This window comes from Pedobacter sp. KACC 23697, assembly GCF_045348445.1.
Lineage (GTDB): Bacteria > Bacteroidota > Bacteroidia > Sphingobacteriales > Sphingobacteriaceae > Pedobacter.
In genome coordinates this window covers 2531508-2545152 of record NZ_CP157485.1, presented here as the reverse complement: position 1 = coordinate 2545152, position 13645 = coordinate 2531508, and the positions used below count along the sequence as shown (strand labels likewise).

16 protein-coding genes are annotated in these 13645 nt (G+C 37.5%); 13 read left to right on the top strand and 3 right to left on the bottom strand.

Annotated features, from left to right (window positions below; translation table 11 throughout):
• Nucleotides 1-131 precede the first annotated feature (131 nt).
• Together ABEG20_RS10145 and fucP are read right to left on the bottom strand one after the other, a co-directional pair.
• Nucleotides 132-1769 carry a UxaA family hydrolase gene (locus ABEG20_RS10145; RefSeq protein WP_406827253.1) on the bottom strand — a complete coding sequence of 546 codons (1638 nt, stop codon included), beginning with the start codon at nt 1767-1769 and terminating at the stop codon, nt 132-134.
• A 7-nt stretch (nt 1770-1776) separates the two neighbouring features.
• Entirely contained in the window at nt 1777-3087 is a 1311-nt protein-coding gene (gene fucP / locus ABEG20_RS10140; RefSeq protein ID WP_406827252.1) for an L-fucose:H+ symporter permease, read from the bottom strand.
• 349 nt (nt 3088-3436) lie between these two features.
• On the opposite strand from fucP, the gene ABEG20_RS10135 reads away from it, so the two are divergent.
• Nucleotides 3437-4306, top strand: coding sequence for an AraC family transcriptional regulator (locus ABEG20_RS10135; RefSeq protein ID WP_406827251.1), 870 nt, complete (start codon nt 3437-3439; stop codon nt 4304-4306).
• Nucleotides 4307-4510: 204 nt separating this feature from the next.
• On the top strand, nt 4511-4717 hold the full coding sequence (locus ABEG20_RS10130; RefSeq protein ID WP_406827250.1) for a hypothetical protein: 207 nt from the start codon (nt 4511-4513) through the stop codon (nt 4715-4717).
• Nucleotides 4718-5108: 391 nt separating this feature from the next.
• Here ABEG20_RS10130 and ABEG20_RS10125 read toward each other — a convergent pair whose 3' ends face one another.
• Nucleotides 5109-6068: a GlxA family transcriptional regulator gene (locus tag ABEG20_RS10125; RefSeq protein ID WP_406827249.1), complete on the bottom strand. Its 960-nt coding sequence runs from the start codon at nt 6066-6068 to the stop codon at nt 5109-5111.
• A gap of 45 nt (nt 6069-6113) precedes the next feature.
• Between ABEG20_RS10125 and ABEG20_RS10120 the strand changes: the two genes are divergently transcribed.
• The 11 genes from ABEG20_RS10120 to ABEG20_RS10070 all read left to right on the top strand — a co-directional run bounded on the left by ABEG20_RS10120 (nt 6114) and on the right by ABEG20_RS10070 (nt 13643).
• On the top strand, nt 6114-6686 hold the full coding sequence (locus ABEG20_RS10120; RefSeq protein WP_406827248.1) for a DinB family protein: 573 nt from the start codon (nt 6114-6116) through the stop codon (nt 6684-6686).
• 14 nt (nt 6687-6700) lie between these two features.
• A complete protein-coding gene (locus tag ABEG20_RS10115) occupies nt 6701-7207 on the top strand; it encodes a DinB family protein (RefSeq protein WP_406827247.1) in 507 nt (168 codons plus the stop codon).
• A 16-nt stretch (nt 7208-7223) separates the two neighbouring features.
• Nucleotides 7224-7637, top strand: coding sequence for a hypothetical protein (locus tag ABEG20_RS10110; protein ID WP_406827246.1), 414 nt, complete (start codon nt 7224-7226; stop codon nt 7635-7637).
• Between the two features lie 134 nt (nt 7638-7771).
• Nucleotides 7772-8188, top strand: a complete 417-nt coding sequence (locus tag ABEG20_RS10105) for a VOC family protein (RefSeq protein ID WP_406827245.1) — start codon at nt 7772-7774, stop codon at nt 8186-8188.
• A gap of 370 nt (nt 8189-8558) precedes the next feature.
• Nucleotides 8559-8939 carry a DoxX family membrane protein gene (locus ABEG20_RS10100; RefSeq protein WP_406827244.1) on the top strand — a complete coding sequence of 127 codons (381 nt, stop codon included), beginning with the start codon at nt 8559-8561 and terminating at the stop codon, nt 8937-8939.
• Nucleotides 8940-9041: 102 nt separating this feature from the next.
• On the top strand, nt 9042-9473 hold the full coding sequence (locus tag ABEG20_RS10095) for a DUF2147 domain-containing protein (RefSeq protein WP_406827243.1): 432 nt from the start codon (nt 9042-9044) through the stop codon (nt 9471-9473).
• 7 nt (nt 9474-9480) lie between these two features.
• Nucleotides 9481-10500: a WD40/YVTN/BNR-like repeat-containing protein gene (locus tag ABEG20_RS10090; RefSeq protein WP_406827242.1), complete on the top strand. Its 1020-nt coding sequence runs from the start codon at nt 9481-9483 to the stop codon at nt 10498-10500.
• A 138-nt stretch (nt 10501-10638) separates the two neighbouring features.
• A complete protein-coding gene (locus ABEG20_RS10085) occupies nt 10639-11454 on the top strand; it encodes a TerC family protein (RefSeq protein ID WP_406827241.1) in 816 nt (271 codons plus the stop codon).
• 104 nt (nt 11455-11558) lie between these two features.
• Nucleotides 11559-12263, top strand: coding sequence for an HAD family hydrolase (locus ABEG20_RS10080; RefSeq protein WP_406827240.1), 705 nt, complete (start codon nt 11559-11561; stop codon nt 12261-12263).
• Nucleotides 12250-13086 carry a phosphoribosyltransferase family protein gene (locus tag ABEG20_RS10075; protein WP_406827239.1) on the top strand — a complete coding sequence of 279 codons (837 nt, stop codon included), beginning with the start codon at nt 12250-12252 and terminating at the stop codon, nt 13084-13086. Before ABEG20_RS10080 ends, ABEG20_RS10075 begins: the two co-directional genes overlap by 14 nt.
• 2 nt (nt 13087-13088) lie before the next feature.
• Nucleotides 13089-13643 carry a TerD family protein gene (locus tag ABEG20_RS10070; RefSeq protein WP_406827238.1) on the top strand — a complete coding sequence of 185 codons (555 nt, stop codon included), beginning with the start codon at nt 13089-13091 and terminating at the stop codon, nt 13641-13643.
• The last annotated feature ends 2 nt before the right edge of the window (nt 13644-13645 follow it).

The following is a 13645-nucleotide window of genomic DNA, read 5'->3' as shown; positions in this document are numbered from 1 at the left end:
CATAGGGCATAGCGGTGGGCTTAACCATCTAGATTTCCCCGTTGTGTATTACGCTATTCCATAGCTGTCGGGACTTAATCACAGTTTTTATTTTGAGGTACTGCATCTCACATCTTCCATCTGACGTCGTTCTATAGGCTAACCCCTCTTTTCCATGGGATAAAATCATCCTGATTAAGCTGTACGGCTTTTGGTATTTCTTCGCCACTGGCAACTTTAATGCAGTATTCCAATATATCTTCTCCCATTTCGTTAATGCTTTTTTCGCCATTGATTACTGGCCCGGTATCAATATCGATAATATCACTCATACGTTCGGCCAGAATAGAATTGGTGGCTACTTTTATGGTCGGACAAACCGGGTTTCCTGTTGGCGTGCCCAAGCCTGTAGTGAATAAAATCAGGGTTGCTCCGGCAGCGGCTTTACCTGTAGTGGCTTCCACATCATTTCCGGGAGTACATACTAAACTTAAGCCAGGTTTGGTTGCAGGTTCAGTATAATCTAAAACATCTACAATAGGTGAGGAGCCAGCTTTACGTGCAGCACCTGCTGATTTGATCGCATCGGTAATTAAACCATCTTTAATGTTACCCGGAGAAGGATTCATGTAAAAACCAGATCCAACCTTATGCGCCAGATCATCATACTCCGTCATTAAGCGGATAAATTTTTCGGCAGTTGCCCGATCAACAGATCTATCGATCATTTCCTGCTCCACACCACAAAGTTCGGGAAACTCTGCCAATAAAACCTTCGCACCTAACGCTACCAATAAATCGGCACAATAACCAACAGACGGGTTTGCAGAGATACCACTAAAACCGTCGCTGCCACCACATTTTACCCCTACACACATTTTACTTAGCGGCGCTGCTTTACGCTCTTGTTTATTAATAAACATCAATCCTTCAAAAGTACTGCGGATTGCATTTTGGATCAATTGTTCTTCACTTTGTGCTTTTTGCTGCTCAAAAATTAAAAGTGGTTTGTCAAAATCAGGATCCAGCGCAAACAGGTCGCGCTTAAAATCTGCTACCTGCAAATGCTGGCAGCCCAAACTTAAAACCGTTATACCGGCTACATTTGGGTGATGGGCATAAGCCGCTAATAATTTGCTCAAGGTGTCCGAATCCTGTCTCGTTCCGCCACACCCACCATTATGCGTCAGGAATTTAATTCCATCTACATTTTTAAAAGTACGGCTGGCCTGCTTTACTTTGGGCTCAAAACTAATGTTATTAATGTCTTCTCCTTGTTCAAATGCCCGAACTAATTTATGGGTATAAGACTTATATTTATCATCTACCGCGTAACCCAATTCACTGTAGAGCGATTCTTTAATCATATCCAGATTTCTGTTTTCGCAAAATACGGTAGGAATAAACAACCAGTAGTTTGCTGTACCTACTGTACCATTTTTACGGTGATAGCCGTTAAAACTGCGGTTGGCATATTTACCCACATCAGGGGCTTCCCATTTGTAATGAGCACTGCGATACGCAAAGGGCTCTGCGGCATGTTTGGTATTCTCTACATTCATCCGCATGCCCGCTTTTACATCAAACTGCACTTTTCCTACCAGAACACCATACATCATTACTTCATCGCCAGCTTTCATATCCTGCATAAAAAATTTATGTTTGGCTGGGATTTCATCAACAGTAATGTAAGTATTGCCTTCGTGGGGTATTGAAGTGCCTGCTGGTAAATCTTGTAACGCAACTAAAACGTTATCAGCATTGTTAATCTTGATGACTAATTTTTTCATTATCAATTTATACTTCTAAACTTATTTCTTTTTCGATATGATTGGGTTTCCAGCCTTTCCAGCCAAAGTAAAAAACCACTAAAAAGCAAACGAAAGGTACCAAATATCCATACTGGATGTTATGGGTAGCGTCTGATATAAGGCCTAAAACCGGAGGTAAAAATGCACCACCCACAATAGACATTACAATTAAAGAAGAGCCCAGTTTTGTATCTTTACCCAAGCCTGCTATGCCTAACGAGAATATGGTTGGAAACATGATCGACATAAAAAAGGCAACACCTATTAAAGCGTAAACGGTAATCATTCCGCTTCCCAAAATAGAGGTAAGGGTAAGCACAGCACTAATTAAGGCATACAGCATCAATAGTTTTTGCGGGACTACAAATCTCATAAAAACGGTGCCTACAAATCTGCCAATCATAAAAGCCAAGCCTGCTGCACCAGCGTACCATTTTGCTTCATCCTGACTTATATTTGCTGATGAGGTTACGAAACTGATAAACAAACTTAATACGCAGACCTGCGCGCCTACATAAAAAAACTGACCAATAATTGCCCAACGCAAATGGCTATGGCCTAAAACGTGGCGAAAACTGCTTTTTTCCTGAACATTTTCTTCTTCCTTAATATCTGGAAGCTTGGTGAAAATGAATAGAATAGCTACCACAATGATCAGGATGCCTAAAATTAAATACGGTGCTTTTACCGTCGATGCTTCTTCGAGCATGTAAGCCTGTTTTTCTAAAGGCAACATTTTTGCCAGTTGGGCATCGGTATATTTTACTTCGGTAAAAATAAATTTACCTCCAAGTACAGGCGCTACAAAAGCCGCAAAACCGTTAAAAGATTGGGAGAAATTTAAACGCTGTGTAGCGGTTTCCGGCGGCCCCAGCACGGTAACATAAGGATTTGCCGCCGTTTCCAGAAAGGTTAAACCACAGGCAATAATAAAAAGTGCACCTAAAAAAAATATATATTGTGCAGTATTGGCGGCGGGTATAAATAATAAACAGCCAATGGCGAATAAAACCAGTCCCAAAATAATACCACTTTTATAGCCGTATTTACGCATAATGTAGCCTGCAGGTAGGGCCAATAAAAAATAGGCGATAAAAACAGATGAATCGACCAGGGTTGATTCGAAAACATTCAGCTGAAAAGCCTTACGTAAATGTGGAATCAATATCGGATCGAGATTGTGGACAAAGCCCCAGAAGAAAAATAAACTGGTGACTAAAATTAAGGGGAACAGATATCCCTTCCCATTTTTTGGTTGATCGGATACTTTAAAGTTTGTGGATGTAATTTGGCTCATGTTTATTTGGTTATAGATGGTTTAAGCAAGTATTGCAAAAATAAAAATAGTTAAACTTCTGGATACCTAAGGCATCAGCCATCAACCGTGGGCAGATGCGGTAAGACTAAGCCAGTTTTTTCTAAGCATGCTGAAGTGGCAATGGCAACTTTAACATACAATTGGCTTATATAGAAAAGAATAAATAATCCAACTTTCATAAGGTGTTTCTGGTGCGTTGCAACTTTACAAATTAAACCGTTCAGGGTTAATAAAAATTTAGCCTTATCGTCTAATTATTAAATGATATTAGCTTGATTTTTTACATTGTAAATTAATTTTGCATATTAGATTGATTTTTTAAGATTTTATGAAACCGCATTTACTTAACGTATCTACCAATTCTGTAGATTCTTTTAGCGCCAGAAGAGATGTTATGCCTGATGTAAACAACCGTTGGCACTACCATTCTGCGTTAGAATTGATTTACATTAAAAAAGGCAGAGGCACGCAGTTTATTGGCGATAGCATCAAAAATTTTAAGGAGGGTGATGTGGTTTTGCTCGGGAGCAATCTGCCGCATTACTGGCGTTTTGACGCCGAATTTTTTGATGGAAAAGCTAGTGAACCGGTTGATGTTTATGTAATTCATTTTAAAGAAGATTTTTTGGGAAGCGCTTTTCTGGAGCTTCCAGAAAATCAGGAACTTAAAAAAGTTTTGTTGCAGTCAATACAGGGAATTCAGCTGCAGGGATTTTCAAAAGAAAAAATAGCTGGTTTGATGCCGCAGATTATTACCGCAACAGGAACAATGCGGATTATCAAGATACTCGAAGTACTGACAGAAATAACCAATTGTGAAGAACGGAGCACATTGGTTTCACTAGGTTTTAAACCGAACTTTTTGGAGAACGAAAAAGACAGGATCCAATCTATTTATAATTATACCATTAGCAATTACAAGAATAAGATAGAACTCAAGGAAATTGCTGCAGTAGCTAAAATTAGCCCCAATTCGTTCTGTAAATTCTTTAAAACCAAAAGTAGGAAAACCTATACCCGGTTTCTGAATGAGATCAGGGTAGGGCAGGCCTGTAAGTTACTGATCGAAAATAACCTAACCGTGAAAGAAATCTGCTATGACTGTGGTTTTTACAATTTTACCAGTTTTCATAAATATTTTAGGGAAATAACAGGTAAAACGCCATTGAAATATCAGCAGGCTTTTTCAAAGCAATAATTTTGTTCATGAAATCGGTTGTTCGGTATGTATAAACCTATTTTCGGGAAAATTGAAGCCTTACCGATATTTACGGCCTTATACTGTTTTTTATATTAAACAATACTGTTTTTTCCTTGAATGATCTCAAAGTACAATTATGTTGAAACTTATTTTTGATAATTATAGTTTATAGTTTAAGTTTGTAACCTAACCGAATATTTTATGAGCAATATCTCTAATCCGAAACCAAAAGGTGAAAGGATGGACAATGACCATAATAACCTTAATGATTCTTATACGCCTGGCTCAAAACATAAATTTGAAGGATGGCCGATTTTATGGATCCTCATCGCTATATTTTTAATCGCTGCAGTTTTATGGTATACAGGAGCTGCTCCCTATTTAATTAGGTGGATTGCCAATAAATAAGATTATGGTTATAAATCTTAAAAGCAGGTCTGCTGGTGATATGTCATAAGCTTATATAAAAGGTTGATGTGTTTAACTTGAAGGGAGACGTTAATTTTCGATGACGGAAAAAGAACTGATTAAAATTTTTCATCATCGCTGGGAATCTGCTCAGCGGAGAAATAACAGTACAACATTAATCCAAAAGAGATAATATAAAATACCGCTGTAACTAAAAGGAATGTGCTCATAATGTTTGTTATTTGGTTAGTGTAATTATAACGTTAAGTTATCTTTAATATGATATTATCGTGCATTAATTTTATGCAAATTATTAACATTATTGATTTTGTGTGTTGAAAACTATTTATTTAGTTTGAATCTGCTCACCTGGACTTAGTTTTTAAGCCATTTATTTTGGCTGGAATTTATCCCGGTATTGCGTGGGTGTCATCCCAACCGATTTTCTAAATACTTTTCTGAATGCTTTTGGATCATTATACCCCGAGTTGTATATAACCTCTGTCATTTGCTGCGCAGTTTGCTCCAGTAATTTTTTGGCGGCTTCGATACGGGTTTGCTGAAGATATTCAATGGGAGTCATCCCGATTACCTGCTTAAAGCGGCGTACAATATTTCTTCTGCTGGAAGGAATATCTTTAATCATTTCTTCAATGGTGGCCACATCCTGATAATTATTTTCAATCTTTTCCTGTGCAGAAGCAACGATATCATCATTATGATGGCGGATAGGCTGGAAAGTACTAAAATAAGACTGGGTTACGCGGTCCATATCAATCGCGAAAATCTTGGCCACCTTAACAGCCATATCTTTTCCGCAATGAAGCTGTAAAAGATGTAACAACAGATGAAAGGTAGAGGTGGCGCCACCGCTTGTAAATAGTCTGCCGTCTTGTGTTACCGTTTTATCGGGCTTTAAATGAACCAGGGGAAATGCAGTAGAAAAAGCAGCACAGGCATCAACATGTGTGGTGGCAGTTTTACCATTCAGCAGTCCCGACGCGGCAAGTAAAAATGCACCGGTACAAAAAGTAGCAATTTCTGCTCCTCCTGCATGTTGTTTATTTAACCATGGGATGTATCCGCTGTTGGCGCTGATGCAATCTTTTATATCAGGGCTGGCAAAAGACGGGACCAAAATTAACCCCAGCTGTTCCGCTTCTTGTAAAGGCACGAGCGGATGAGTACTGAAACTATAATGGGTATCACCAAGCGTAATTAAATTAATATTAAATGGAGTTTCAAGTTCATCTTTTTTGTAAAAACCATTCACCGTATCGAATACATCTAAAATAGCTGCTAGGCTTAATAATCTGAAGTTTTGGGGCAATAAAACACCTATTTGCATCATCTGGTTAAAAATTTAGGTATCGTAAATATATAAAATTTGTCTGAAATGCCCCTCAAGATTGACTTCTACGGCAATGATGTTAATTGGAATGAACCACTAACTTTATTTTTATTTAACTACCTAACTCCTAACGATATGGAAGTTACACCAACAAGCAACAGAATGTATGCCTTTATGGTACTTTACGAAATGTATACAGGTTTTTTATTAAGGGCTTTAGCGGGCATAGACCAAAAAGATGCCCAAAAAAGATTAGGCACTACAGCAAATCATATGGCGTGGATTACCGGTAGTGTGGTACACGGGCGCTATTTTTTGGCTAAATCATTCGGCATCGATCTTCCATCCATCACCGACGAACTTTTTGCAAATAATAAGGGTATTATTGATGATGTAATTTATCCAGCACTTGCCGATTTTATAAAAGACTGGAAAAATATTTCTCCAAAACTTCAGGAGGCCTTAACTCAGGCTACCGATGAAAAACTGGAAGAAAAACTCAATATACCCGGCACGGAAATCACATTGTTCGAAATGATCAGTTCTGTACTTACCGGGAGGCGAACTGTATCGGACAAATTGCCCTGTGGCTTAGGTTATTGGGTTATCCAGGAATGAATGATATGTAAGTTATGGAAAAGATAACGAAAGAAGTTGAAGAAACACTGTTGGCAGTGGAAAATACGCTATCAAAATTTGATGCTACTGAAATTAATATCGTGCCATTTAAAGAAAGCTGGACGGCTGGCCAATTGGCAGAGCATGTGATTTTGGCAAATTCGGGCTTTTTGCAAGTTATAAATGGTCCGGTAACCGAAACAGATAAGCCAGCAGATATGATGGTAGCGCAAATGAGAAATGATTTATTAAATTTTAGCGTGAAGTTTAATTCTCCTGATGAGATTTGTCCTGAAATCAGGCTGTATAGCCAGCATGTTTTATTAGCGCGTTTAAAAGAAATCAGGAATGAAATTTCAATTGCAACGACCAGTCTGGATTTAACCAAAACCTGCAGCGCATTTAAATGGCCTGTTTACGGCTTTTTAACCCGATTGGAGATTGTTTTTTTTGTGATTTATCATACAAGAAGACATGTGCATCAATTAGTAAACATTTACACCGGACTGAATACCAATTGATTTTTTAACTAAATTTATGAGAAACAACAGGCTTGACCTATTAAATCCTTATATCGGTAAATGGAAAACAGAAGGTTTAACAAAATCAGGAGATATAATTGCTGGAACAGATACCTACGAGTGGGTTGATGGTGGTTTTTTCTTAAAGCATCAGGTTGATGTGGTGGTCGGAAATAAAACTATCCAATCGCTGGAAATTACACACTATGATGATATGGATGATGTCTTCCGGTCGCAATCTTTCGATCGTGAGGGGCGTATCTCAATATCTACCCTTAAAATTTATGATGATATTATTTTAATATTTGCTGATGCGCAAAGATTTAAAGGAAATTTTAAAACTCACACCATTGAAGGCACATGGGAGCAATTTGATGGTAAAAACTGGGTGCAGTGGATGGATATAAAGTTGACAAGAATTCCCTTGTAAAGTTTTGCTGAACTTGTTTCAGCATCTTAGCTAAATAGATCCTGAAACAAGTTCAGGATGACGACCTTCTTAACAAGAATATATAGAAACTAAATAATAACAACCAGTCCTAAAGGGGGCAAAACAACAAAAAAATGGCAACACTTAACACGTATTTAAATTTTAACGGGAACACTGAAGAAGCGTTCAATTTTTACAGGTCAGTTTTTGGTGGCGAATTTTTGGTAGTGCAACGTTATAAAGATTCGCCAGGTTGCGAAGGCATGCCCATAAGCGATCAGGAAAAACTGATGCACATTGCCTTGCCTGTTGGTGGCAATATTTTAATGGGTACCGATATAACCAGTCCAATGCCGCAGGCAACATTTGGTACAGGAATTTCAATCTCGGTTGATGCGATTAGTGAAGACGAGGCCAAACGCTTGTTTGATAGCCTGTCAGCAGGAGGTACCGTAACCATGGCTTTAGAAAAAACATTCTGGAATGCACTTTTTGGTATGACTACAGATCAGTTCGGGATACAGTGGATGGTGAATTATGATTACAAGTAGGGAGTGAGTCCAAAAGTCTATAGTAGTGAGTCTTTAGTTCAAATTGCCGATAGGATAATGACAAAAGGCCAATGATCAATTGCCAGTCATCAATGATCAGGAATAATAATTGATCTACCAGTGAACGATCAACTATAAATTATTAGAACGTTAAGAAGTGAAGGATATTAAGGTTTTAGTAATTATTATAAGTTATGTGGCTATCAACCATGGACTATCAAACTATTAACTGAACAGGCAGTTTAAAATTCCGTGTTTATTTACAATTAACCAATTTATAAGAACCAATAAACTATTGACCAATGAACTAATGATCAATTGAACCAATAAATTTTATTATTTTTAAAATACAAACTAAAACTTAACCATTATGAAAATTGCAGTAATTGTTATACGCGTGCTTCTGGCTGCCATGTATCTTTTTGCTTCTGTAAGCTTTTTCTTCAATATCATACCTAAAGAGGTACCGGCAATGTCGGCAGCTCAAACCACATTTATGTCGGGTGTAATGGCATCTGTTTATTTAATGCCCTTAATTAAAGCTACAGAGTTAATAGGTGGTATACTTTTGCTTGTTAACCGTACTGCGCCATTGGCTGCACTGATCATTTTCCCGGTTACACTGAATATTTTCCTTTATCATGCATTTTTAGGTCCGAAAGATTTACCTATGGTGGGCGCAATGCTTATATTTAATTTATTCCTGTTTTATGCCTACCGCGCAAAGTATCTGCCCATCGTTTCAAAGTAATTTTTAAAGTTTTTAAAAAATTCTCATACTTTTTCTCTTTATTTAGTGTTTCCATATAGGGTGTAATGATTATCTTTAAAAACTAACTAGAAATAAAAAACTATGAGAAAATTTCCATTTTTAATGCTACTCTTTGTAGCCGTATCATTTTCTGCTTTTGCGCAGAACAAAGATGCAATTGTTGGCAAATGGCTTAACCCATCAGGCGAAGGACAAATAGAAATCTACAAAAAAGGTGATAAATTCTATGGCAAACTGGCCTGGATAAAGGAGCCAAATATAAATGGTAAACCTAAATTGGATGTTAAAAATCCAGATGCGAATCTGCAGAAGCGTCCTTTATTAAATCTGGAAATATTAAAGGATTTTGTGTATGATGATGGAAAATGGACCGATGGAACCATTTATGATCCCAAAAGTGGTAAAACCTATAGCTGTAATATGAGTTTAAAAAATGCTGATGTGTTAAATATCCGTGGATACGTTGGTATTTCACTTTTAGGCAGATCAGAAACGTTTAGGCGAGTAAAATAACTTATCAATGAAGAAATTATTGTGGTGCCTTTTATTGGCACCTTTTTTTTGCGCGGCGCAGCCGTATTCTTTAAAACCCCTGAATGAGCACACCAAAACCAGCTTGCGCGGATTAAGTGTGGTTTCTGATCAGGTTACCTGGGTAAGCGGAAGTAATGGGGCAGTTGGTAAAACCACCGATGGCGGAATAACCTGGAAATGGGTAAACCCGCAAGGCTACGAAAAAATCGATTTCAGGGATATTGAAGCTTTCGATGATAAACAGGCCATTATTGTGGGCATTGCCTCTCCGGCTTATATCCTAAAAACCATCGATGGAGGAGAAACCTGGACAGAAAATTATAAAAATGTAGATTCTGCCATATTTTTGGATGGTTTAGGTTTTTGGGATAAAAAAAGCGGAATCATTTTCGGCGATCCCATCAATGATAAAATGCAATTACTTAAAACTGTGGATGCCGGAAAAAGCTGGCAGGACATTTCTAAAAGTCTGGAGACCAGGCTGAGCAAAGGAGAGGCCGGTTTTGCGGCAAGTGGAAGCACTGTTAAAACCTTGCCCGGAGGGAAAACCTGGATTGCAACAGGGGGTGCAGTGTCTAACATTTACTTTTCTCCAGATTACGGAAAAAGCTGGCAAGTGTTTAAATGCCCGATTTTACAGGGTGAGGGGAGTAGCGGGCCTTTTTCCATCGATTTTTTTAACGAAAAAACAGGTATAGCCGTTGGCGGTAACTACTTAAAAGATAAAGAAAATTCAAATAATGTGCTTTTAACAAACGATGGGGGTAAATCCTGGCAGAAACCAGTAACACCGGTTTTCGGCTTCCGATCGGGTGTCACTTATATTAATGCGAAAATTTTACTGGCCACAGGTACTTCGGGTACCGATATTTCTACTGATGGCGGTCAGCACTGGAAACACATTTCCGACAAGAGTTTTAATGCTGTTCAAAAGGCTAAAAAAGGCAAAGCAGTTTTATTAGCTGGGAATAATGGCATAATCTATCAGTTAGATACCGCCTATTAATATTTGGCGCTGAATATGTAACAATTATCATATCTGCCATTCTAACAATAAAACAATAATTTAAACAGCGGAATGATAAAATTTTGTTTCTTTGCTGTTAACTAAAACTTTAATTTAAAACCTACTCACAATCGCTCAATGGATTTTTTGCACACAATTTTAGGTGATGATATACAAGCTGGATTATTAATTATTTTAAATTTAATTGTAATAGAGAGTTTATTATCAGTTGATAATGCCGCTGTTTTGGCAACCATGGTAATGGATCTGCCTAAATCGCAAAGAGAAAAAGCGTTAAAATATGGTATTATCGGGGCTTATGTTTTCAGGGGAATCTGTTTGTTCCTTGCTGCCTGGTTAGTTAAAATCTGGTGGTTGAAACCACTTGGCGGTTTATATCTTTTATACCTCGCTTTCGATTATTTTAGAAAAAAGAACAGTAAAAAGAATGATGAAGAAGAGGAAGTAGACAAAAGCAAAAGCTGGATCTATAAATCTACCGTTGGCTTGGTGGGTACTTTTTGGGCTACCGTTGCCCTGGTCGAAGTAATGGATTTAGCCTTTTCTATTGATAATGTTTTTGCTGCGGTAGCATTTACTGATCACATCTGGTTAATTTATATTGGTGTTTTTATCGGTATTTTGGCCATGCGTTTTGTGGCACAGGCTTTTGTAAAACTGATGGAGAAATTTACCTTTTTAGAAACCGTAGCTTTCATTGTAATTGGTGTTTTGGGTATTAAACTTACCTCATCATTATTTACGCATTTTTATCCCGAATCGCCAATTTCTCATGCTATTGAAGGAGAAAAAACTGATCTTTTTGTATCGATTTTTACTGTAGCCATTTTCATCATACCCGTATTAACTTCTCTTTTGTTCAACTATCCTAAAAAACACAAAAGTGATATCGTTATTTCGGACGAAGCTGAAGAGGTATTGGACAAGTCGTAAAATTTACGGCTTGTCTGTCATAAATCTTACAATCAACCACTTCTGATTATACAATCAAATTTGTAATATTAGAACTTATTAAACAGATTAGGAAATAGGGTGCAATGGCTTTTTACAAACACTACTCATTCGATCTTTGGTTAACGTTAATTAAGTCTAATCCAACTTACAAGCAGGAACGGGTACAGTATTTTTTCAGGAATTTTAACAGCAGGCATAAAAGTATTGATGAAATTGCCGTCACTTTCCGCCAGGTAGATTTGATGGTAAACGCCATTAACGAAAAAGCCGGTAAAAATGTTGATGCTGATGAAATGTATTTAATGATCATCAGTATGATCAATGATTATGATTTTAACTTTAACGATGTAGATCTTAAAGTGCTTGATGAGGATATGGAGCAGATCGTATTTAACCATATGCCCAAACTTTACTGTGATGATTGTTTAGCGGTATTGGAAAAAATTAAAGATTCGGGCAAAAGCTCTGCCAATATACTGAGTAACACCGGTTTTATTAAAGGTAAAACCTTAAAAAAAGTAATTGAACATTTAGGCATCGGCCAGTATATCGATTTCCAGCTTTATTCTGACGAAGTGCGCATGTCTAAGCCGAATGCGGGCTTTTTTCAGTTGATGTTAGATCGTATTGACAGAACCCAACACCCTGAATTATTGTTAACAGACGTTATCCATGTTGGAGATAATCCCCATGCCGATATCCTTGGCGCCCAAGCAATAGGGATTAACAGTATGCTCATCAATTCCAACAAACTATCTATCTTAAACCTACTCTATGATACCGTATAACTTCTCCCTTCATAAAATAGACAATACTGTTGATTTCGGTTTTAGTGCCGACGATTACAGCCGCTTTAAATTTGGTGATGATCTGGTCGCCAGGTCCTTTGGGAAAGACCTCGCTGATGGATTTATCAGGTATTACCTGTCCGATAATTTAATTACCGATCAGATTGTGGTCATATCCAGCCCTTACAGTTTTATCCCTACGGCAACTTTTGCCATGAAAAACTATTTCGTTTGTCAGCTTAACCGCTGGCTGGTCGAAAATGGTGGATTAGCTGTACAGGAAACCAAAGTGCACAGAACCATTACCTACAAAGAAGATTATGGCGAATTAAGTGCTGAAGAAAGGCTGTCGCTCATTGGTAACGATTCGTTTCATATTGATAAAGATTTTCTTACCGGTAAAACGCTTTTGTTTCTGGATGATATCAGGATTACCGGGAGCCACGAGCGGATGATCTTAAAAATGGCAAAAGAATATGGTTTAAAAAACGAAATGCACATGCTTTATTTTGCCGAACTGGTGAATAAAAACATCCATCCCAATATCGAAAACTTCCTGAATTACCACCAGATCAAATCTATTTTTGACCTGGAAGATATTATTGATAGCGCCAATTTCAGGTTTAATACCCGTATTGTGAAATACATTTTAAATACAACTTCGAGCAGTTTTACCATCTTTCTGGAACGCCGCAGTACCGATTTTATCAATCAGCTTTATGATTTATCGTTAGGGAATAACTACCATACCATAGAAGCGTATTCAAAAAATTTACATCTTATAAAAGACTATATCAAAAACAACAATTATAAATTAATTTAAATATGGCTATTAATTTGCAAAAGGGGCAGCGTGAAAATATCGATGCACCTAAATTTACAATAGGTTTAGGTTGGGATACCAACAGCTCTTCAACAGGTTCTGCATTCGATTTAGATGCTTCAATTTTTATATTAAACGATCAGAAAAAATTAATTTCTGACGAAAATTTTGTGTTTTACAACAACCTGGTTTCACCAGACGGAGCAGTAGAACATACCGGCGATAATTTAACAGGTGACGGCGATGGTGATGATGAGCAGATTAAAATTGACTTAACCAAAATTGATTCCAAAGTAAATGAGATCTGCATTGTGGTAACCATTCATGAGGCAGAAAGCAGAAGACAGAATTTTGGTCAGGTTAGAAATTCTTTCATCCGTATTTTTGATGCGGTAAGCAATGAAGTAATTTTGAAATACGAATTAGAAGAAGATTTCTCTATCGAAACAGCAGTAGAGTTCGGCAGGATTTACAAACGCGAGGGCAAATGGAAATTTGAAGCTGTTGGTGTAGGCATGAAAGGTGGTTTACAGGATTATTTAAACAAATATCAATAATA

Bases quoted from the DNA above. Each gene is read 5' to 3' on its own strand.
- ABEG20_RS10075 (WP_406827239.1), top strand. From the start codon at position 12,250: ATGATACCGTATAACTTCTCCCTTCATAAAATAGACAATACTGTTGAT.
- fucP (WP_406827252.1), bottom strand. From the start codon at position 3,087: ATGAGCCAAATTACATCCACAAACTTTAAAGTATCCGATCAACCAAAA.
- ABEG20_RS10090 (WP_406827242.1), top strand. From the start codon at position 9,481: ATGAAGAAATTATTGTGGTGCCTTTTATTGGCACCTTTTTTTTGCGCG.
- ABEG20_RS10135 (WP_406827251.1), top strand. From the start codon at position 3,437: ATGAAACCGCATTTACTTAACGTATCTACCAATTCTGTAGATTCTTTT.
- ABEG20_RS10120 (WP_406827248.1), top strand. From the start codon at position 6,114: ATGCCCCTCAAGATTGACTTCTACGGCAATGATGTTAATTGGAATGAA.
- ABEG20_RS10085 (WP_406827241.1), top strand. From the start codon at position 10,639: ATGGATTTTTTGCACACAATTTTAGGTGATGATATACAAGCTGGATTA.
- ABEG20_RS10100 (WP_406827244.1), top strand. From the start codon at position 8,559: ATGAAAATTGCAGTAATTGTTATACGCGTGCTTCTGGCTGCCATGTAT.
- ABEG20_RS10145 (WP_406827253.1), bottom strand. From the start codon at position 1,769: ATGAAAAAATTAGTCATCAAGATTAACAATGCTGATAACGTTTTAGTT.
- ABEG20_RS10110 (WP_406827246.1), top strand. From the start codon at position 7,224: ATGAGAAACAACAGGCTTGACCTATTAAATCCTTATATCGGTAAATGG.
- ABEG20_RS10095 (WP_406827243.1), top strand. From the start codon at position 9,042: ATGAGAAAATTTCCATTTTTAATGCTACTCTTTGTAGCCGTATCATTT.
- ABEG20_RS10105 (WP_406827245.1), top strand. From the start codon at position 7,772: ATGGCAACACTTAACACGTATTTAAATTTTAACGGGAACACTGAAGAA.
- ABEG20_RS10080 (WP_406827240.1), top strand. From the start codon at position 11,559: ATGGCTTTTTACAAACACTACTCATTCGATCTTTGGTTAACGTTAATT.
- ABEG20_RS10115 (WP_406827247.1), top strand. From the start codon at position 6,701: ATGGAAAAGATAACGAAAGAAGTTGAAGAAACACTGTTGGCAGTGGAA.
- ABEG20_RS10070 (WP_406827238.1), top strand. From the start codon at position 13,089: ATGGCTATTAATTTGCAAAAGGGGCAGCGTGAAAATATCGATGCACCT.
- ABEG20_RS10125 (WP_406827249.1), bottom strand. From the start codon at position 6,068: ATGATGCAAATAGGTGTTTTATTGCCCCAAAACTTCAGATTATTAAGC.
- ABEG20_RS10130 (WP_406827250.1), top strand. From the start codon at position 4,511: ATGAGCAATATCTCTAATCCGAAACCAAAAGGTGAAAGGATGGACAAT.